We start from the raw sequence: 19,591 nt of genomic DNA on the forward strand, positions 1-19,591 counted from the left end.
CTTTCGCCGGCGGATTCCGCCACGGCCGTCAGGGGTCACGGAGCTTTCAGAGCCGACTTCATCTCCGCGAGCTCGTTGTTGTAGTCCGCCTGCGAGAGGTTCGGGTGACCCCACGCGGCCGGCCACTTGGTCTCGTTCCACACCTCGGTGTCGTTGGTGACGTCCGGGCGGACGGAGGTGTGGTTGGTGACGTCGACGATCTCCTGCTGGCCGGCCTTGGAGACCATCCAGTCGTCGAAGAGCCGGGCGGCGTTGGGGTGCGGCGAGTTCTTCACGACGTCGATGAGGTTCAGCGACGCCGGCAGCGGGGTGCCGTTCACGAAGTCGAGGGTGTTCGGCGTCTTCTTCTTGAGGCTGGAGGCTTTGTAGCCGTACGCGGTCGCCGCCGCGAGCGGCTCGCCGGCCTGCACGTTGGTCAGCGACTGCGTGTGGCTCTCGACGAACACCGGTGCGTTGTCGCCCAGGCCCTTCAGCAACGCCAGCGCCTTGTCGTGGCCCATCGCCGCGATCAGGCTGTCGTACCAGTTGACCGCGCCGGGGTCGATCGAGAACTGGCCGCGCCACTGGGGTTTCGTGAGGTCCTCCCAGGACTTCGGTGCGGCGAGGCCCTTTTGCCTGAGTACCTGGGGGTTCCAGGAGAGCACGGTGGTGACGGCGTACACCACACCCTGGTAACCGTCGGGCAGCGTGAGCCCGGGGGGCAGCGGCGCGGCGTCGACCGGCCGGTAGGGCTGCAGCGCACCCGCCTGCAGGAGCTGGGCGATCTGCGGCGAGTCACCGGAGACCACGTCGGCGTTGAACTTGCCGCCGCGCTGCTCGGTGATCACGCGGGGCGGGATCTTGTCGGCGCTCAGCCGCAGGGCGTTGACCTTGACCTTCGGGTAGACCTTGTTGAACGACGCGATGATCGGCGCGACGTCGGCGTCGGCGAACGTGGTGTACCAGACCACCTGACCTTCCCTCGCCGCCACCTCGGCGAGCTGCTGGGGGTTGCGTTGGTCGGCCGTCGTCTGGGCCTCGTCGGAGGAGCCGGCCGCGGCGCCGGAGCCGCACGCGGCGGCCATCGTCAACGCCAGGCCGCCGGCGAGGACGGCCGAAACGGTCCGTCGGATGCTTCGCCTCTTGTGCATTGCGGTTCCCTTCGGTGAGCGGACCGCCGCCGGGAACAAGGCGGGCTCACCACGATGTGAGGACGGAACTGTCGCAGGGCTTCGGGTGCCGAGAGGCCCGGCGCCTGGGGCGGCGGGCCGTTCGGTTCGAGCAGTATGGACCTATGGTATGACCATTTGTCAACCGTTGAGACCGATGCTGGTCCCGATCGAAATCCTGGGCCGCCGGATCCACTTCGGACACCTGCGCGCAGCGCGGGACGGCCCGCGCCGGCGGGTGCCGGCGGGCGCGTCCCTGCTCCTGAAAGTGGCAGCCATTCTGCCAAAGCCCGGCGGAAACCGTAGGGCCGAATGGCGGATTACTCCGGCGGGTTCACACCACGACCTCGGTCATGATCCCGGCCGGGAAGATCTCGTCGGCGGTCGCGAGCCGGTGCGCGATGCCCTGCTGGGCTGCGTAGGTGAGCAGCTGTTCCCAGGTGGCCCGGTTGGGTTCGATGCCGTAGGGGAACGGGTCGCCGCCGAACTCCTCGCGCATCTCGCGTCCGTAGGTGGCGAGCCAGGGGAGCGGATAGCGCGAAACGGCGGGGTCGAGCAGCCGTTCGACGCTGCGTTGTTTCGACTCCAGGAACGCGTTGTAGAGGTTGCGGGCGGCCCACGGGTGCTCTTCGAGGATCCGGCGGCGCATCGCGATCAGGTGCATGATCGGCCAGATCCCGGTGTCGCGGTAGTACTCCCGCTCCCTGTCCCGGTAGTCGGGAAAGAGGCGCACGACGTCGGGGTGGCCTTCGAGGAAACACGTCGGCGGCCGCGCGATGATCGCGCAGTCGATGTCGCCCGCCGCGAGCAGGTCCGACAGCGACCGGTCGGGCACGCGGGTGAGCCGCACGCCGGGCGGGAGGGCCAGCTCGACCTTTTCGACGCGGCCCGGGGCGTTCGCGCCGGCCTGGTACCACTCGATCTCGTCGAGTTTCACGCCTATGTCGTTGTGCAGCCAGCCGCGCATGTACACCGCCGCCGAGTGGGCCCACTCGGGCGAGCCGACCTTCTTGCCGCGCAGGTCTTCGACGGAACGGATGCCGCTGTTGCGGTTGACGTAGAACGAGCCGAAGCGGAACAGCCGCGAGCAGACGACCGGCAGCCCCACGATGTCCGGGTTCTCACGCGTGATCTGGGTGCTGAACTTCGCGAAGGAAAGCTCGGCGACGTCCCATTCCCGGTTGGCGGTGAACCGCGCGAAGATCTCGTGGTGGCTCAACATCGACCAGGTGTGGTCGATGCCCTGTGCCCGCACGGCGCCGGTGCGGAAGTCGCGGAAGTGGTCGTAGTCGGTGGTCGCGATGCTGAGGTGGATGTCGCTCAACGGGGCCTCCCGGGAGTTCGGGCTCTGGATTGGTAGGACAGTTAGGCCTATACTTCGGAGCGTACCCGGGTGGGGAGCCCGGGCGGAACATCTTCTGCCTCCATCGAATTGCGCCGAAGCGCGGGAAAGCGAGGAACGCATGGGCAAGAAGGGACGCGTGTTCGTACGTGGCTTGACTTCTGAGACCTACGGACTCGGTCACTTCCGTCAGGCCCAGCTGGCCGCCGAGCGGGTCCGCGACGACTCGGTGGTGGTCGACGACGCGAAGGTCGGCCACTCCGGAGACTCGGAGAAGTCGCGCACGTGGTGGCGGGTCGGGCCGGGGGACGAGGAATTCCTGACCCAGACGCTGCAGGTGCACTTCGTCGAACTGCCGCCGCACAGCTCCAACCGCGGGCACGGGCACCAGAACGAGGCGTCCTTCTACATCCTCGAAGGCGCCGGCTACGAGATCCACGACGACAAGCGCTACGACTGGAAGGCCGGGGAACTGGTCTTCGTGCACACCGACTCCGTGCACCGCCACTACAACCCCTACGACGAAAAAGCCGTCGCGCTGGTCATGAAGGCCAAGTGCACGTGGATGTTCCTGGGTCTGCTGCAGCAGGGCCGCGGCGGCCCGATCGAGCGGCCGGAGGAGTTCGGCGAGCGCGAGGACTGGTCGCGGATCTGGACCGACGGCGTGCTGGAGCGCAAGAAGGTCGTGCGCCAGGAGGACACGGTGTGGGAGACCACGCCGATGGGCCGCGTCCGCGTGCTCAACAGTCCCGATCGGACGGACCTGCGCCAGTTCTCCGTCGACGTCTTCGAGCTCGACATCCCGGCCGGCAGCCGGTCGGGCAAGCACTGGAAGATGGCCGATGAGATCCTCTACGTGCTCGACGGCGAGGGTTACTCGCTGCACTGGGAGGTGCAGGAGGAGATCGCGGAGAAGTACTACGCGCGCGTGGCCAAGACGCCGACGCGGCACGAGGTCAAGAAGGGCGACACGCTCTACGTCCCGCAGAACACGATCGCCGTGCACTACGCCGCCGATGGCACCCCGCTGCGGATGCTGTCCGCGCAGAACCGCATGTTCAAGCACCTCGGCTACGACAAGGTGCACTTCTTCGAAAACGCTCCGGAGTACACCGGCGAATTGGCCGAAGCGGCCAGCGCCGTCTGAGGTGTCCGTGAAGGAGGGGCCTGTCTCGTGGATCCACCGCGAGGCAGGCCCCTTTTCCGTTCGACCGCCGGTCCCCGCCGGCGGAAAGGAAGGTGCTGATGTCGGACCAGGCAACAAGCGTGGGCGTGGCGGGACTGGGTGCGATGGGCGGGCCGATCGCGCGGCACCTCGCCCGGGCCGGGCTGGACACGGTGGTGTTCGACCCCGATTCATCCACAGTGGACAAGGCGGTCGGCGCGGGTGCGCGGGCGGCGGCCTCGGTGGCGGAGCTCGGCGCGTGTGACGTGGTGCTCGTGATCGTGCCGACCGACGACGACGTGCTCGAGGTGTCGGCGGCCGTGCTGTCCCAGGCGAACCCGGGCTGCGCGCTGCTGATCTGCAGCTCCGTGACGCCCGAGACCTCCCGCCGCGTCGAGGCCGAAGCCCGCGGTGCCGGCGTGGCGGTGCTGGACGCGGCCCTCACCGGGGGTGTCCGCGGCGCGGAGAACGGCGAGATCGTCCTGCTGGTCGGCGGTGAGGAAGGCGTGCTGGACCGCGTGCGCCCGACGCTCGCGGCGTGGACGAAAGCGGTGCACCACCTCGGTCCGCTCGGCGCCGGCCAAGTCGGCAAGACGGTGAACAACCTTTGCCACTGGGGCCAGATCACGGCGATCGTCGAGGCGATGCGGCTCGGCCGCGGCCTGGGTGTCGAACCGGAGAAGCTGCGTGCGGCCTTGCTCGACGGGGTGGCCGCGAGCGCCACGCTCGCCCAGCTGGAGATGATGCGGTTCACCTGGTACCGCAAGGATCTGGCCAACGCGTTCCGCATGGCCGAGGGCGTGGGCCAGGACCTGCCGGTGGCGCACACCGCCCGCGAGGTGATGGAGGGCATCACCGTCGCGGGCGTGGCGGAGCTGTTCGGGTGGCCGGTCGCCTAACGGTCGGGGTCGGGGGAGAGGTGGGCCGACCACTTCTCCTCGATCCGGCCGATCCGCCAGACCAGCACGGCGATCAGCCAGGTGACGACGAACAGCCCGACGATCGCGAAGCCGACGTTGTTCAGGTCGAGGCCGGCGATCGCGGCGAGCGGACCGGAGTCGATCCCGAGCCGGTCGGCGAGGATCGACAACAGCTCGATCGTTCCGATGACGAGTGCGACGGCGACCGAAAGCGCGGTCACGGTGAGGTTGTAGAAGACCTTGCGCACCGGCTTCGCGAACGCCCATCCATAGGCGAAGTTCATGAAGCAGCCGTCGGCGGTGTCGAACAGCGACATCCCCGCCGCGAACAGCACCGGCAGCACGAGGATGGCGTACCAGGGCAGGGCGAACGTGGCCGCCCCCGCCGCCAGCGCGAGCAGGCCCACCTCGGTGGCGGTGTCGAACCCTAGTCCGAAAAGGACTCCCACCGGGTAGATGTGCCACGGCTTGCGCACCGCCTTCGTGAGGCCGGACAGCAGCCGGTTCAGCACACCGCGCTTCGCGAGGTGCTCCTCCAGCTCGGCTTCGCTGAACCGGCCGTGGCGCATCTCGCGGAACACGCGCAGGATGCCGAAGAGCACCACCAGGTTGACGATCCCGATGATGTAGAGGAACACCCCGGACACCGAGGTGCCGATCAGGCCGGTCACCCGGTGCAGCGCCGACGAGTCGTTCGTGACCGAGCCGGCGAGCGCGCGCACGCCGACCGAGAGCAGCAGGCACAGTCCGAACACGACGGTCGAGTGGCCGAGGGAGAACCAGAACCCGACCGACAGGGGCCGCTGGCCCTCGGCCATCAGCTTGCGCGTGGTGTTGTCGATGGCGGCGATGTGGTCGGCGTCGAACGCGTGCCGCAGCCCGAGGGTGAACGCGGTGACGCCGAGCCCGACCCCGAAGAAGCCGCCGCCGGCCAGCGCGTGGTGCTGCGGGGCCACCACGAGGGCGAGCACCCCCCAGCCGACGAGGTTCAGCAGCAGGACGACCGTGGCCATGCCACCCAGCGAAGCCCACTCGCGGCCGCTCAGCGCGACCCGGAGCCGGGTGAGCCGGCCGGATCGATCAACCGTCATGACGCGCCGCCAGCAGGCAGGTGTACAGGCCGCGCCAGGGCATCTCGACATCGCTGAACCCGGCCTTCGCGAGCCCGTCGAGGTGGTCGTTCACCGACGGCAGGGCGTCGTTGTGCTTGTGGGCGCCGGCTTTGTCCGACGGCGGGATGAGCTGCTTGCGCACCGCGCGCAGCCGCGCGTCCCACACCGGGCCGGGCCCGATGTGGTCGAGGTTGAGCAGCCAGCCGCCGGGCGCCAGGTGCTCGGCCGCCTCGGTGTAGAACCGCGCCAGCTGCGCCGGGTTCAAGTGGTGGCTGGCCCGCGACGTCATCACCACGTCGAGGTCACCGGGCAGCGTCGACAGGTCCGTCATGTCGGTGAGCTGGTAGGAGACGCGATCCCCGAAGCGGGCGAGCCGTTCTCGAGCGGCGTCCTCCATCACGGTGGAGACGTCGGTCCAGACGCCGTGCGCGCCGGGGAAGAGCTCGAGCAGGACCTCCAGGAAGTCACCGGGGCCGCTGCCGATGTCGGCCACCAGCTTCGTCCGCGGCCGGTCGCCCGCCACGAGCGTGGCGGCGATGCGCCGGGGCAGCACGAGGAATCCGACGAGACTGTCCTGGTCCAGCCAGGACCTCGCGACGGCGGGATCGAGCCATTCGGACACGGGCGTTCCTTCGGGCACGGGCACTCCTCACAGGTCGGGTCGGTTCGTGGCTCGGCCGTGCCCCCGCGTCGGAGTGCGGGAGCACGGCCGAGGGATCGCGTTACTTGCGCGCGCCGTGCGTGGTGCCGGCCTCGATGGCGGCGTCGAGCAGCTGCTTGCCCTCGTCGGGCGACAGCTGCACGCCGTGGCGCTCGATGTTGTGCAGGCGCATCGTGCGCAGCAGCCCCGTGTCCTGGATCGCGAGGTAGCGCGCCGTGTCGTTGCCGTCGAGGTTGAAGTGCTGGTGCCACGCCCACCGCGGCGGCGCGAACAGCGTGCCCTCCTGCCACTCGACGACCTCGATCGGCTCGTCGTCGTAGTTGATGAGCGAGAACCCGTGCCCCTTGACCACGTAGAGGTAGGCCTCGGTGGTGTGGCGGTGGCGCACGGAGTTGTTGCCCGGCTTGAGCTCCGAGATGTGCGCGCTCAGCACCTCGTAGTCGGCGAGGTCGAAGTAGTGGCCTCGGTTGTTGCGCCACGGCCGGGCCGGCAGCTCCATCTTGCGCAGGTCGTCCTCCACGACCAGGCCCTTGTTCGGCGGGTGCTGCCGGTTGAACTCGTCGCGGGCCGCGATCTCCGAGGAGTCGAGGTTCTTCTTCTCGCTCGCCAGAACGCCCTTCTGGTACTCGTCACGCACTGCTGCTCTCCTTGTCGTACTCGGCGGGACTTCAGGGGTTTTCGGTGCGCCGCACCACGTGCCGCCACAGGGTCGTGACGTTGAACGACCCGCCCAGGTCGGGCAGGAGCGCGAGGTCCTCGTCGGGGATCGCCACCGCCTTCCCGCCGGCCTGGGCCACGGCGAGGGTGTGGCGCGCCAGCGTGTCGACGGCCATGGCCTGCAGCACCGCTCGCGCCACCGCGGTCTCGGGGTCGCCGCCGGCGACGCTGACCAGCCCGTGTCCACTGAGGACCAGCACCGGGCGGTCGCCGAGCGCGTCGGCCATGCGCCCGGCGAGGTCGTGGTCGTTGACCAGCACCGAGCGCGGCCACACGGGGATGCCGTCGGCCGCCAGCCGCGCGGCCGGGATGTCGTAGGCGCCGAACAGCGGCAGCCACGGCAGCCCGGCGAGCGACATGGTCACCACGGCGGGCGGGTGCGCGTGGACCACGGCCGTCACCTCGGGCCGGCGCCGCAGCACCTCGGTGTGGATCGGCAGCTCGTTGGGCACGCTCCAGGCGCCGGTCTCGGGTGTGCCGTGCAGCGGCACCGGGCGGATGTCCTCGGCCGTCGTGTACTTCAGGCCGGCTTCCTCGGGGCCGCGGCAGCGCACCAGCAGCTCGTCCGGCGAGGTGCGCACGCTGATGTGGCCGAGCACGTGCTCGACGAGCCCGGTGGCGGCGAGCACCCGGCAGGCGAGCGCGACGGCCTCCCTCACAGTGCCTCCTGGCGGTTGCGGCGGTTGGTCTGGTCCACGGGTCGTCCGGACTGTGTGGTTGGTCTGGACTCTGCCTGTTCTGGTCTATTGGTTAGTCCGAACGACGATATGACCATAAGGCGCGCTCCAGCCGCCGGTCAACCCTCCGGGCGGGCGTCGCGGCGCCGGAGGTTTCCGTGCTCCTGTGAGAGGATCGGCGCATGGAACAGGCAGGGCGGGGTGGGTCCGCGGCGGCTCCGCGGGCGGACAGCGGGCTGTTCGACGTGGTGTCGTCGAACCGGATGTCGGAGGTCATCGTCGAGCAGATCCGCTCGCTCATCCGCGCCGACAAACTGCGTCCCGGTGACCGGTTGCCGAGCGAGCGCGCCCTGTGCGAGCAGATGGGCGTCAGCCGGGTCACCGTCCGCGAGGCGCTGCGCGTGCTGGAGGCCGCCGGTCTGGTCGCCATCCGCGTCGGCGCGCGCGGCGGCGCGTTCGTCACCACGCCCTCGTCGACGAAGCTCGGGGCGAACCTCGCCGACCTCGTGAACCTCTCGCCGATGACGGCGCCGGAGGTCATCGAGGCGCGGCAGGTGGTGGAGCTCGGCATCATCGGGATGGTGATCGAGCGGGCGACCGACGAGGACGTCGAACAGCTGCGGGAGATGACGCGTGAACACCAGGCCGCGCTGAAACGCGGTGAGTACAGCATGGAGATGTCGGCCGCGTTCCACGTGCGAGTGGCGCAGTGCACGCACAACGCCGCCATCGAGATGCTGGTGCACTCCTTCCACGGCCCGCTGCTGATGTCCCTGCGCGAGGCCCAGGTGGCCGCGCCGCTGATGGGTCACCGGGGGACCAGCGAGCACCGCGAGTTCGTGGAGGCCATCGCCGCGCGGGACGCGGAGAAGGCGAGCGAGATCATGGCCAAGCACCTGCGCCGCACGTCGCAGCGGATCGCGCGCGTGCAGGCTTCGCGGGAGAAGGGCAAGGAGCTCTAGCGGCTAGGTGACGCCCTTCGAAAACCGTTGCACCACAAAGGCTCCGCCGAGCAGGATCGCCGCACCGAGCGCCTGGGGCCAGGTCAGCGCCTCGCCGAGCAGGGCCCACGCGAAGGCCGTGGCGGTGACGGGTTCCAGGAGGCCGAGCACGCTGGCGACCGAGGCGGGCAGGTGGCGCAGCGAGGTGATGCCGAGCAGGTACGACAGCACGGTCGAGATCAGGACCAGCACTGTCAGCAGCAGCCAGATCGGCGGCGTCCACGGGCCGAACGCCACGGTGTCGTCGAACAACCGCCACGGGATCGTCCACGGTGGACTCACCACGGACACGATCACCGCGCCGACGACCATGCCCCACGTGACCAGCCCGACGGGATCGCGTTCGGCGACGGCGCGTTCGCCGATGAGGAAGTAACCGGCGGAGCACACGGCGGCGCCCACGCCCGCGAGCACGCCGATCGCGTCGAGCGTGAGGCCCTGCCAGACCTGACCGACGAGGGCGAGCCCCGCCACGGCCAGGCCGATGCCCGCCCACATCGCGCGCGGCAGGCGCGTGCGGCGGACCACGCGCACCCACAGCGCGACCAGCACGGGGGAGAGGAACTCGAGCAGGATCGCGATGCCCACGGGCACGCGGTCGGCGGCGATGAAGTACGCGAGCTGCGTGCCGGCCACACCGAGCAGCCCGTACGCGAGCAGCATCGGCCACTCGCCGCGGCGCACCTTGAGCGTGCGCGGCGCGACCACGGCCGTCCCGGCGAGCAGCAGCAGGGCCGCGAGGCCGATCCGGAACGTCGCCACCTGCTCCGGTGTCATCCCGGCGGCCATCGCGGGTTTGCCCAGCGTGCCGGACGTGCTGAAGAACACCGCGGCGAGCAGCACGAACACCACCCCGCGGCCGCGGTGCGCGACTCGGGGCGGCGCGACGAGGGGCAGTTCGGTGGTCACGGTAGCCGACAGTACGACGTCTGCGTGACCAGTGAAAGCGATTTAGTGGTTAGCCTTCTGCCCGGTGACGATGTGGGTGGTGATCGTCGCCAGGCGCTTGCCCTGCCGCTGCAGCGCGCCGAGCGCCAGCTCGTCGGGCGCGGCGGACTTGTGCGACACGAACGAGCCGCCGTACGGGTTGCCCGACTCCTTCAGGTGCGGGTCGCCGTAACCGAGCGGCACGACGATGGCGCCCCAGTGGTAGAAGATGTTGTTCGTGGCCAGCACGGTCGCCTCCAGCCCGCCGTGCGCGGTCGACGCCGTGGTGAACGACGTCGCGACCTTGTCGGCCAGCTTTCCCTGTGCCCACAGGCCACCCGTGCTGTCCAAAAAGGACTTCAGCTGCGCCGCGGGCCCACCGAACCGCGTGGGGCTGCCCACCGCCAGCCCGTCGGCCCACTCCAGGTCGCCCAACGTGGCGTACTCGTGGTGCGGCCCGGACTCCACCCAGGCCGCCCAGCGCGGATTGCTCGCCACCGCCTCGGGCGGCGCGGTTTCGCGCACGGTGCGGACCCGCACGTCCGCCCCGGTCTCCCTGGCCCCCTCGGCCAACGCGGACGCGAGGGCGGCGGTGTTGCCGGTGGCGCTGTAGTAAACGACGAGAATGCGTGTGCTCACGCCCCGCGACTCTAGGGGAAAGGCAGGGGCAGCGGTGTGATGTCCGAGGGGTGGACGGAGCCGGTGCTTCCGCCGCTCGTCCGGCCGCCCTTTGCTCCGGCGGAATCAGGCTCCGCGGCGCCCGGGGACCCCGGTCGGCCCTCAGCGGGCTCAGGAGTGCCGGGCCTGCGGCTTCCACGGGCTGACCGTGTCGGTCGGCCGCGTCGGGTCGTGGAAGCGCGGCCGCACCGGCTCGTCGCGGCGCAGCGGCACCAGCCCGTCGGTGATGGCCTGCATGATCTTCGCGTGCGCTCGCACACCGGCGCCGGGCCGTGCCGGCTCGACGTCCGACAGGTCCACCGGCGCCCCGAAGTGCACCTTGAACCTGGGGCGCCGCAGGGGCGCGCTGAGGCCCGAGCGGGCGAGCGGGACCAGGTCGGCAGGGCCGTTCACCGTCTCGGTGCCCCAGTACACCGCCTCGTGCGCGCCCCACTGGCTGACCGGGATCACCGGCACACCCGCGGCCAGCGCGAGCCGCGCGGCCCCGGTCTTGCCACGCTCGGGCCAGAGCCCCGGGTCGTGGCTGATGCGCCCCTCGGGGTAGACGATGAGGGGCTCGTGGGTCGTCTTGAGCGCTTCCACGGCCTCGGTGAACTGCCCGATGGCCGTGGCCGCGTGCTTGCGGTCCACCCGCAGGTGCCCGCTCACGCGCAGCGCCGGGCCGATCACCGGCGCGTCGAGGATCCCGCCGGCCAGCATGAACCGCGGGTTGATGCCGATTCGCTTGCACGCCGCCATCAGCACGAACGCGTCGAACACGCCGATGTGGTTCGCCGCCATGAGCAGCGGCCGTCCCCTCAGCTCGCGCGGCACCGCCCCCGACACCGTGAGCCGTCCGACCATGTTGACCAGCCCGCGGTCGATGTTGAGCATCGTCCGCCAGATCGCCGGCGCACGGCGCGGGCCCGGCACATCGTTCTGCTGCAGCGCGAACATGAGCAGAGCATGTCATGCGGTGGATCACCCCTCGAAAGGGTGGCCTCGCCCGAGTAACGAACGAGCGCGCCGACACGCTGTAGCGGCCGTGCGCACACTTCTCCTCCTGGCCGGGGCACTGGTCCTCCTCACCGCTTGCGGCACCCCGGCACCGGTCCCTCCTCCGGTACCTCGCCCCAAGTCGCGCGCGATCGCCGTCGGCCCACGCGAGCGGGCGTACGTCGCGGCGCTGCGGGCGATCGACCCCGCCCTCGCGCCGGACGAGGTCCGCGCGATCGTCCACGCCCACGAGCTCTGCGACGCCCGGGACCACGCGACCGCCCTTGCCGACGCGACCTGGTACTTCACCACTGCCGAGGTGACTGTCGACCCGGCCTTGGCCGAACGGATCGTCGCGACGGCCGCGCCACTCTGCTGAGCGACGACCCCGAGGTCGACGGGTGTATCCGTGACGATTGTTTCGCCTGCGCTGCGAGTGGCGCATGGGACTATCGGCCCCCGGCCGTTACCGTGGAGGCATGTCTGGGTCGGCGACGAGGAAGCGGAGCACGGCGGCGAGCGGCGGGAAGGCGCCGGCGCGGGGTTCGCGCACGCCTGCCAAGCCGAGGAGCTCCGGGGGCCGCGCACCGGCCCGCGGTGGCTCGACGCGGAGCAGCTCCGCGCGCAAGCCCGCGCCGAGGCGGGGGCGGGCGAAGTCGTCCGGGGCGTTCGGGCGGGGGGTGCGCGGCACGTGGAACCTGGTGGCCAAGGGGGTCGGCTCGCTGGCCCGCACGGTCGGGCGCACGCGGGAGCTGGAGCCCGAACACCGGCGTGACGGGCTGGCGCTGGGGCTGATCGCGCTGGCGATTGTCGCGGCCGTCGGGGTGTGGTGGCGGGCCGCGGGGCCGATCGGCCAGGCCGTGGAGATCGCGACGCGCACGGTGCTGGGCGCTGGGGCCGTCACCTTGCCGCTGGTGCTGGTGGTGGTCGCGGTGGCGCTGATGCGCTCGGAGCCCGTGCCGGAGACGCGGCCGCGGATGGTGATCGGCACGGTGCTGGTCGTGCTGTCCGTGCTGGGAATGCTGCACATCTTCACCGCACTGCCCGACACCAACGACGGGCGCATGTACGCCGGCGGCATCATCGGCGCGTTCTCCGGCGGGCTGCTCACCGAGGGCGTCACCACGTGGGTGGCGGTGCCGTTGCTGATCCTGGCGCTGCTGTTCGGCGTGCTGGTGTTCACCGGCACGCCCGTGCGCGAGATCCCGCACCGCCTGCGCACGTGGGGGCTCGACGAGGACGAGCTGGCCGACCTGGAGGGCGAGGACACCGGACCCGAGCCCGACGAGGTCGTCGAGGCCGACCCGAAGGCCGTGCGGCTGCGCAAGCCGTCGCGGCGCCGGCAGAGCAGCGCGGACACCGAGGGCGAGCAGCTCGACCTCGACGCGATGCTGGCGGAGCCGGCGACACCCGTGCGGCCGCCCAAGCCGAAGCCGGTCGAGGACGTTCCCGAGAAGAAGCCGAAGAAGGCGCCGGAGCCGCCGCTGGCCGTCACGCGCACCGTCGAGGGCGACTACCAGCTGCCCTCGCCCGACCTGCTGAAGCTCGGCGACGCGCCGAAGTCCCGCAGCAAGGCCAACGACGCCATGATCGAGGCGATCACCGGCGTGCTCGACCAGTTCAGCATCGACGCCCAGGTCACCGGCTTCACCCGCGGTCCCACGGTCACGCGTTACGAGGTCGAGCTCGGCCCCGGTGTGAAGGTCGAGAAGATCACGGCGCTCACGAAGAACATCGCGTACGCCGTGGCCACGGACAACGTCCGGCTGCTCGCGCCGATCCCCGGCAAGTCGGCCGTCGGCATCGAGGTGCCGAACTCCGACCGCGAGATGGTGCGCCTCGGCGATGTGCTGCGCGCGCCGACCACCGTCAAGGACAACCACCCGATGGTGATCGGCCTCGGCAAGGACATCGAGGGCCACTTCGTCACCGCGAACCTCACGAAGATGCCCCACCTGCTGGTGGCGGGCTCGACCGGGTCCGGTAAGTCCAGTTTCGTCAACTCGATGCTGGTGTCGCTGCTCGCGCGCGCGACGCCGGACGAGTGCCGCATGATCCTGATCGACCCGAAGATGGTCGAGCTGACGCCCTACGAGGGCATCCCGCACCTGATCACGCCCATCATCACCCAGCCGAAGAAGGCCGCCGCCGCGCTGGCCTGGCTGGTGGAGGAGATGGAGCAGCGCTACCAGGACATGCAGGTCAACAAGGTCCGCCACATCGACGACTACAACCGCAAGGTGCGCTCGGGCGAGATCACGGCGCCGCCGGGCAGCGAGCGCGAGTACCGGCCGTACCCGTACATCATGGCGATCGTGGACGAGCTGGCCGACCTCATGATGACCGCGCCCCGCGACGTCGAGGACGCGATCGTGCGCATCACGCAGAAGGCGCGGGCCGCGGGCATCCACCTGGTGCTGGCCACGCAGCGGCCGTCGGTCGACGTCGTGACCGGCCTGATCAAGACCAACGTGCCCTCTCGGCTCGCCTTCGCCACCTCGTCGCTCACCGACTCGCGGGTCATCCTCGACCAGCCGGGCGCCGAGAAGCTGATCGGCATGGGCGACGCGCTCTACCTGCCCATGGGCGCCGGCAAGCCGGTGCGCATCCAGGGCGCCTTCGTCGGCGACGAGGAGATCGCGGCCGTCGTCGCCTTCGCCAAGGACCAGGCCCAGCCCGACTACACCGACGGCGTCACGGCCGCCAAGGCCGGCGACAAGAAGGAGATCGACCCCGACATCGGCGACGACCTCGACGTGCTGCTCCAAGCCGCCGAGCTCATCGTCACCTCGCAGTTCGGCTCCACGTCGATGCTGCAGCGCAAGCTCCGCGTCGGCTTCGCCAAGGCCGGGCGCCTCATGGACCTGCTCGAGAGCCGCGGCGTGGTGGGTCCCTCGGAGGGCTCCAAGGCCCGCGACGTGCTCATCAAGCCGGAAGAACTGGAAGGCGTCCTGTTCATGATCCGCGGCGGCGACGCTCCGGCGAGCGACTCGGACGACGAGGACTTCTGATCGGCTCCCTGTGGAGCTTCGCGCTGTTCCATGCGGTTTTCTGGTACAGAACAGCGTGAAGCTCCTTCGGGGAGGTGGTCTGAGTGCTTCGAAGATCCAGAGGCCCTTCAAACTCGACCCGCGAGCAAAAGCCGGACCTTCGGTCTTCGTCACGGACCTGTTGGCCGACGGCGTCCCGGACACCTACGGCTTCGTGGTCAAAGGTGATGTGATCGAGCAGGAGTGGCTGTACTCCTACCCCGAGAAGCGCAAGCGGGTTCTGTTCGAACGCTCGGGTGCGACGGTCAAGGTCGGCAGCACCGTCACGGATCTCCGCACGAAGATCGGGTTGCTCGAAGAACTGCTCCGGCCGGACACGCTGCTGCTCGCCGAGTGCGATCGGTTGTCGCTGGGACCGCTGATGACAGTCTGCGAGTGGTTCGTCTCGCGGCTGCACGTCGTCGATCCCGGCGCGTCGGCCAACGCGGGACCTGCGTTCTTCGAGCAGTGGATCGGGGCGTACCTGCTCGACGAATCGGCACGATCGGGCAGGTCCTTGTCACTGCTCAAGGCCGCCGACGTCGGCATCACCGATCTTGTGGTCCACCTGGGGCCGGACAGGCCGGGCGGCGACAGCCGACGGATGAAGGTGAATCTCGTCCACGGAACACGGGGTGAGGTGTTCGAGCTCGGTGACGAGTCCGCGGGAACCCGAAACTGGCCGGCTCTTCTGCCGTCGGTGCTCGGGGCGCTCGAACGCGGCGCGGTGCTCGTCGTCGACGAGCTGGAGACCAGCCTGCATCCCGCACTGCTGGCCAGGCTGATCGGCCTGTTCCGCGACGAGGCCACGAACACGACCGGAGCTCAGCTGATCTTCACGACCAACGACACGACATTGCTGGGCACGATGCTGGGCGACGAGGTGCTGGCTCGCGACGAGATCTGGTTCGTGGACAAGAACGGCGACGGAGCCAGCGAGCTCTATCCGCTCTCCGATTTCAAGCCCCGCAAGGACCAGAACACCGAACGCCGCTACCTCGCCGGTGCCTACGGAGCCGTACCGGTCCTCGGCGATTTCACGAGCGCGCTGCGCCGCTGATGACTCGCCGCGAGAACACCACCCGCCGTCGACGCGCATTTCGCGAGGAGCGCACGTCGCTGCTCGTGGTCGCCAGTCGGCACGGAATCAACCTCGCCATCTCCAACCCGTGTTTCGAATACCGGCTTCTCCTCCATTTCGAAGCGTGCGCCGCGCCGATGACCCGGTACGTCGAGGTCGAGCGACGGCTGCGCGAGCATGTTCCCGGATACCGGAAGTCCTCGCTCGACTTGGAGGATTTCGCGCGAGGAGTCGACGACGCGGTCAATCGGGCGTGCGCGGACTCGGCCGACCATGAGATCAATCCGTCGACCCAGGTCGGGACGCTGGTCGCGAAGATCATCCGGCGCCCGTGCAACCGGGACCGGTGATCGTTCCGTCCTGAGCACATGGACGCGCACAAGCTCGCTCTGGCCATCGGGACCGTCGCCGTGCTCGCGGTGGGGGCGGGGAGTTCCGTGGCGCTCGCGCACACGCTCGACGGGGCCGGCGGCCCACCGGCAGCGGCGGCGGGGACCGTGGCGGCGGAGCCCGGGCGGGACGTGACGCTGAGGGCCGGCCAGGAGGCGCAGGTGAGCGCCAAGGACCTGACCGTGCGCTACACCCGGCTGGTCGACGACTCGCGCTGCCCGGCGAACGTCACGTGCGTGTGGCCCGGCGACGCGGTCGTGGCCGTGGCACTGAGTCAGCCGGGGCGCGGGGAGCAGACGGTGGCGCAGCTGCACACCGCACGGCGCGGGCCGCAGGAAGCGACATACGCGGCGGCCCACGTCGAGCTCGTCGACGTGAGCCGGGCGGGGGAGCGGATCACCCTGCGGGTCACCTGAGCGGCCGAGCGCCCGATGGATTGCGTCGAGGGCGGGCTGAGCACGACCCGACCCAGCCCCGGGTATGGACCCGGTCGGGGCCGGTCCATACCCGGGGCACGAGGGAGCTAGGTCCTACTTGGTGTTGTAGCGCCAGTTGGTGGCCAGCGTCGCCTGGTGGCCGGAGTGGGCGGTGGTCGCCGTGTGGCCGAGGTCGACCGACGCCGGGCCGCCGGCGGCCGAGTCGGCGGCCGTGCCGATGGTGAGCGCGAGCGCGCCGGCGGCGGCGGTGCCGGCGAGGGCGAACGCGACGCGCGTGGCGACGGTGCGGGAGTTCTTCATGGGTGATTCCTTCCTGGGCAAGCTCCCCGCCGAGGCCGGTCGGGGCTGGTGAGGACGAGTACAGCGACTCGCGCGCCACGGCAGCGGCCGCGTCCCGACCCCTGGAACAAACGGTGGCGAACGCGGCCCGTTCGGTCCGTCCTGCCGGAACGGAACGGCAGTTTCTCCTCGAAAACGGCGTCAGCTCAGGTCCGCCAGCAGCGCGGCAAGCCCTGCGGAGCCGGCCGGGTTCTCCTCGATGACCCCGGACAGCACCGAGCGGGCTTCGTCCGGCCGCCCGGCGAGCCGCAGGCTCCGGACCAGCTCCGGGACGGCGTGCACCGCACCCCAGTGATCGCCCAGCTCTCGCCAGAGATCGACAGCTTCGCCGAGGTGGCGAGCGGCGGATTCCGCCTCGCCGGCGCTCAGCAGCGAGAACCCGACCTGGGTGAGGCCGTGCGCGAGCATGTGGCTGGTGCCGACCTCGCGCAGCAGGTCCACCGAGCGGAGGCCGTGCGAGACCGCTTCGCCGTGCCGCCCGAGGGCCGACAGGACGGCGCCGAAACTGTCCTCCACGGAAGCCTCGAGGAACCCGTTGCCTTGTCGCCGTGCGATGGCGAGGGCCTCGTCGAGCGCCGTGAGGTTACGGCGGTGCCGACCGGACATCGATCGCGCCACCGCGAGGTTCGCCGCTACAACCTGGTCGTCGGGCCGGTCGATCCCGGCGAGGATCCTCGCCGCCGCGTCGTGGCAGGCGATCGCTTCGTCAACGCGGCCGAGGAAGTGCAGGGCGACGCCGGCGTCGTTCTCCAGCAACGCCCCGGCCAACCGGTCGCCGCTCGACCGCGCGGCCCGGCGGCCGAGCTCGACGACGCCGAGCCATTCCCGCCAGCTGCTCGTGCAGTGGCACAGCGCGCCGAGCGCAGTGGCGAACCGCGCGGTGAACTCGGCGGGTTCGGCCTCTGCCGCGACGCCGAGCGCGGCGCACAGCGTCGCCATCTCGCGACCGGACCACTCGAGCGCTTGGTCGTAGCCGCCGAAGGCCGGGACCGGACCGCCCGCCGGGAAAGCCGTGAGGTCCACCGGGCCGAACCCGGGCGCGAGCACCGCGCGGGCCGCCGCCGTGGCCGCGGCGTACCAGCGCAGCAACCGGCGTGTCGCCGCCTGCCGGGTCTCGGGTGATTCGTCCCGCTGCGCGCACTCGCCGGCGTAGAGCCGCACGAGGTCGTGGAACGTGTACCGGTCCGGCGCGGTCTGCTCGATCAGGTGCAGCCGGGCGAGCCGGTCCAGCGTCCTGCGAGCCGCCGGTACGTCGACACCGAGCAGGGCGGCGGAGTCTGACAGTCCGAAGTGGACACCCGGGTGGGTGGAAAGCAGCCGGAACGCTTGTGCCTCAGGCGGTTTCAGAGCTTGGTAAGACCAGGAGAACACCGCGCGCAGCATCGACGCTTCGTCGTCGGGCGCCGTGAGGGTGTCCAGGCGAGCGTGCTCGCAGCGGAGGTCGCGCACCAGTTCGGCGACGCCGTAGAAGGCGTGCGTGCGCTCCGCGGCGATCCGCAGCGCCAGAGGCAGGTGCCCGCAGAGACGCGCCAGCTCGGCGGTCAGCGCGGGGTCGGCCGCCTCCGCGTCGCCGCTCAGCAGGGCAGCCGACTCCTCGGGCGACAGCAGGCCGAGCCCGATCCGGGTGGCACCGTCGCGCGCGGCCAGGCCGGCGAGCCGATCACGGCTGGTCACCAGGGTCAGGCAGCCGGGCGTACCCGGCAGCAACGGCCGCACCTGCTCCGCGCTGACGGCGTTGTCCAGCACCACCAGCACTCGTTTCCCGGACAGGAGCGAGCGGTACGTGGCGGCCTTCGCGTCGAGATCGGGGTGGTCGGCACGCGGATCGCCGCCCAGCGAGCGCAGCAGCCGATCGAGCGCTTCGTCGGGGCTGAGCGGCGGGAACCGCGGGTCGAACCCGCGCAGGTCGAGAAATAGCCGGCCGTCGGGGAAATCGGGCGACACGCGGTGCGCGGCGTGCAGCGCGAACGCGGTTTTGCCGATGCCGGCCGGACCGTCGATGGTGCAGATCGGCGTCGTGTCCCGAGCCGACGCGTTCACGTCGAGGACCCGGCGCAGCGGCTCTTCCCGGCCGGTGAAGGCCGTCACGGAACGCGGCAGCTGCGCGGGGACGATCCGGGCCGGCGCCGGGTCCTCACCGGCAAGGACCAGCTGATGAGCGCGGCGCAGCGCGGGACCGGGTTCGACGCCGAGCTCTTCGACGAGCTGCGTACGCACAGCCTGATAGGCGGCGAGCGCCTCGGCCTGCCGCCCGGTGCCGTGCAACGCCAGCACGAGCAATTCGTGCAGACGCTCCCGCAGCGGATGTTCCGCCACAAGCTCCGTGAGCACGGGCACGGCCTGTGTGCTCGCGCCCAGCTCGAGCAAGGCGGCACAACGCAGCTCCTGGACGTCGGCGCGCGCCTGGTCCAGCCGCGATCGCTCGGCCTCCGCGAACGGTCCCACACCGCCGCCCCAGGACGGACCGGTCCAGCAGGCGAGCGCCTCGTCGCAGCTGTTCAGCGCCTCGTCGAACTCTTTCGCCGCCCAGTGCCGCTGGGCCCGCGCGGCCGAGCCGGCGAAGCGCGTGAAATCGGCGGCGTCCGGGGGCAGCACGAGCGCGTAGCCGGCTGGCCCGCTCACCAGGAACCGTGGTTTGGCCGACCGGGTGCGATCGGGTTCGAGCGCCTTGCGCAGGCGGGAGACGTAGCCGTAGAGGGCGCCGTGGGCGGATCTCGGGGCGGCCGCGCCCCACACGGCTTCGCTCAGCTCGTCGAGCCCCGCGGGGCGCCCGGCGCGGTTCGCGAGCACGGCGAACACTGTCAGCGCGGCGGGCGGGCCCAGGTCGACCGGAACGCCGCCGCGATCCGCGCCGATCGGACCGAGCAAGCGGACCACCAGGTCCGGCTGCACCCCGGTGGCCATCGAGCTCCTCCGATCGCGGGTCCCCGGCGAGAGGGATCAATCGCAACCGTAACGGCGCAGTGGCGTGGTCCGAGGCTTCTGACCACGC

20 protein-coding genes are annotated in these 19,591 nt (G+C 70.7%); 8 read left to right on the top strand and 12 right to left on the bottom strand.

Features of this window, described 5'->3' with window-relative positions; all coding sequences use genetic code 11:
• Nucleotides 1–35: 35 nt before the first annotated feature.
• Together ACWEOE_RS17040 and ACWEOE_RS17045 are read right to left on the bottom strand one after the other, a co-directional pair.
• Nucleotides 36–1,130 (bottom strand): ABC transporter substrate-binding protein, encoded by a 1,095-nt coding sequence (locus ACWEOE_RS17040; protein ID WP_452009700.1) that lies wholly within the window; start codon nt 1,128–1,130, stop codon nt 36–38.
• A gap of 352 nt (nt 1,131–1,482) precedes the next feature.
• On the bottom strand, nt 1,483–2,472 hold the full coding sequence (locus ACWEOE_RS17045) for a hypothetical protein (RefSeq protein ID WP_452009703.1): 990 nt from the start codon (nt 2,470–2,472) through the stop codon (nt 1,483–1,485).
• Between the two features lie 172 nt (nt 2,473–2,644).
• Here ACWEOE_RS17045 and ACWEOE_RS17050 point away from each other — a divergent pair, with 172 nt between their 5' ends.
• Both ACWEOE_RS17050 and ACWEOE_RS17055 read left to right on the top strand, forming a co-directional pair.
• On the top strand, nt 2,645–3,637 hold the full coding sequence (locus ACWEOE_RS17050) for a cupin domain-containing protein (RefSeq protein ID WP_452009705.1): 993 nt from the start codon (nt 2,645–2,647) through the stop codon (nt 3,635–3,637).
• A 98-nt stretch (nt 3,638–3,735) separates the two neighbouring features.
• Entirely contained in the window at nt 3,736–4,554 is an 819-nt protein-coding gene (locus ACWEOE_RS17055; protein WP_452009707.1) for an NAD(P)-dependent oxidoreductase, read from the top strand.
• Here ACWEOE_RS17055 and ACWEOE_RS17060 read toward each other — a convergent pair.
• From ACWEOE_RS17060 to ACWEOE_RS17075, 4 genes are all read right to left on the bottom strand, one after another.
• On the bottom strand, nt 4,551–5,588 hold the full coding sequence (locus ACWEOE_RS17060) for a HoxN/HupN/NixA family nickel/cobalt transporter (protein WP_452009966.1): 1,038 nt from the start codon (nt 5,586–5,588) through the stop codon (nt 4,551–4,553). The genes ACWEOE_RS17055 and ACWEOE_RS17060 overlap by 4 nt on opposite strands.
• Nucleotides 5,589–5,655: 67 nt before the next feature.
• Complete coding sequence (locus ACWEOE_RS17065; RefSeq protein ID WP_452009710.1) at nt 5,656–6,327, bottom strand: class I SAM-dependent methyltransferase; 672 nt, start codon at nt 6,325–6,327, stop codon at nt 5,656–5,658.
• A gap of 82 nt (nt 6,328–6,409) precedes the next feature.
• A complete protein-coding gene (locus ACWEOE_RS17070; RefSeq protein ID WP_452009713.1) occupies nt 6,410–6,985 on the bottom strand; it encodes a cupin domain-containing protein in 576 nt (191 codons plus the stop codon).
• A 31-nt stretch (nt 6,986–7,016) separates the two neighbouring features.
• A complete protein-coding gene (locus ACWEOE_RS17075) occupies nt 7,017–7,724 on the bottom strand; it encodes a class II aldolase/adducin family protein (RefSeq protein ID WP_452009716.1) in 708 nt (235 codons plus the stop codon).
• A 200-nt stretch (nt 7,725–7,924) separates the two neighbouring features.
• Here ACWEOE_RS17075 and ACWEOE_RS17080 point away from each other — a divergent pair, with 200 nt between their 5' ends.
• Entirely contained in the window at nt 7,925–8,704 is a 780-nt protein-coding gene (locus tag ACWEOE_RS17080; protein ID WP_452009719.1) for a FadR/GntR family transcriptional regulator, read from the top strand.
• A 3-nt stretch (nt 8,705–8,707) separates the two neighbouring features.
• Here ACWEOE_RS17080 and ACWEOE_RS17085 read toward each other — a convergent pair whose 3' ends face one another.
• The 3 genes from ACWEOE_RS17085 to ACWEOE_RS17095 all read right to left on the bottom strand — a co-directional run bounded on the left by ACWEOE_RS17085 (nt 8,708) and on the right by ACWEOE_RS17095 (nt 11,284).
• Complete coding sequence (locus ACWEOE_RS17085; protein ID WP_452009722.1) at nt 8,708–9,652, bottom strand: EamA family transporter; 945 nt, start codon at nt 9,650–9,652, stop codon at nt 8,708–8,710.
• 42 nt (nt 9,653–9,694) lie between these two features.
• Nucleotides 9,695–10,309, bottom strand: a complete 615-nt coding sequence (wrbA, locus tag ACWEOE_RS17090; RefSeq protein WP_452009725.1) for an NAD(P)H:quinone oxidoreductase — start codon at nt 10,307–10,309, stop codon at nt 9,695–9,697.
• A 150-nt stretch (nt 10,310–10,459) separates the two neighbouring features.
• Nucleotides 10,460–11,284 carry a lysophospholipid acyltransferase family protein gene (locus ACWEOE_RS17095; protein WP_452009728.1) on the bottom strand — a complete coding sequence of 275 codons (825 nt, stop codon included), beginning with the start codon at nt 11,282–11,284 and terminating at the stop codon, nt 10,460–10,462.
• An 88-nt stretch (nt 11,285–11,372) separates the two neighbouring features.
• Between ACWEOE_RS17095 and ACWEOE_RS17100 the strand changes: the two genes are divergently transcribed.
• Nucleotides 11,373–11,702 (top strand): hypothetical protein, encoded by a 330-nt coding sequence (locus ACWEOE_RS17100; protein ID WP_452009730.1) that lies wholly within the window; start codon nt 11,373–11,375, stop codon nt 11,700–11,702.
• Between the two features lie 87 nt (nt 11,703–11,789).
• On the opposite strand, the gene ACWEOE_RS17105 is transcribed toward ACWEOE_RS17100, so the two are convergent.
• Nucleotides 11,790–12,014, bottom strand: a complete 225-nt coding sequence (locus ACWEOE_RS17105) for a hypothetical protein (protein ID WP_452009733.1) — start codon at nt 12,012–12,014, stop codon at nt 11,790–11,792.
• On the opposite strand from ACWEOE_RS17105, the gene ACWEOE_RS17110 reads away from it, so the two are divergent.
• From ACWEOE_RS17110 to ACWEOE_RS17125, 4 genes are read left to right on the top strand one after another with little or no spacing between them, the layout of a single operon-like run.
• Nucleotides 12,004–14,334 carry a DNA translocase FtsK gene (locus ACWEOE_RS17110; RefSeq protein WP_452009736.1) on the top strand — a complete coding sequence of 777 codons (2,331 nt, stop codon included), beginning with the start codon at nt 12,004–12,006 and terminating at the stop codon, nt 14,332–14,334. The two genes, ACWEOE_RS17105 and ACWEOE_RS17110, sit on opposite strands and share 11 nt — an antisense overlap.
• A 55-nt stretch (nt 14,335–14,389) precedes the next feature.
• Nucleotides 14,390–15,412 (top strand): AAA family ATPase, encoded by a 1,023-nt coding sequence (locus ACWEOE_RS17115; protein ID WP_452009739.1) that lies wholly within the window; start codon nt 14,390–14,392, stop codon nt 15,410–15,412.
• On the top strand, nt 15,412–15,783 hold the full coding sequence (locus tag ACWEOE_RS17120) for an RloB family protein (RefSeq protein WP_452009742.1): 372 nt from the start codon (nt 15,412–15,414) through the stop codon (nt 15,781–15,783). Before ACWEOE_RS17115 ends, ACWEOE_RS17120 begins: the two co-directional genes overlap by 1 nt.
• A gap of 18 nt (nt 15,784–15,801) precedes the next feature.
• Nucleotides 15,802–16,239 carry a hypothetical protein gene (locus tag ACWEOE_RS17125; protein ID WP_452009744.1) on the top strand — a complete coding sequence of 146 codons (438 nt, stop codon included), beginning with the start codon at nt 15,802–15,804 and terminating at the stop codon, nt 16,237–16,239.
• Nucleotides 16,240–16,353: 114 nt separating this feature from the next.
• Here ACWEOE_RS17125 and ACWEOE_RS17130 read toward each other — a convergent pair whose 3' ends face one another.
• Together ACWEOE_RS17130 and ACWEOE_RS17135 are read right to left on the bottom strand one after the other, a co-directional pair.
• Nucleotides 16,354–16,560 (bottom strand): hypothetical protein, encoded by a 207-nt coding sequence (locus ACWEOE_RS17130; RefSeq protein WP_452009747.1) that lies wholly within the window; start codon nt 16,558–16,560, stop codon nt 16,354–16,356.
• 180 nt (nt 16,561–16,740) lie between these two features.
• Complete coding sequence (locus ACWEOE_RS17135; RefSeq protein ID WP_452009749.1) at nt 16,741–19,503, bottom strand: BTAD domain-containing putative transcriptional regulator; 2,763 nt, start codon at nt 19,501–19,503, stop codon at nt 16,741–16,743.
• Nucleotides 19,504–19,591: the final 88 nt, after the last annotated feature.

The sequence above is a fragment of the Amycolatopsis sp. NPDC004368 genome (genome assembly GCF_053602515.1).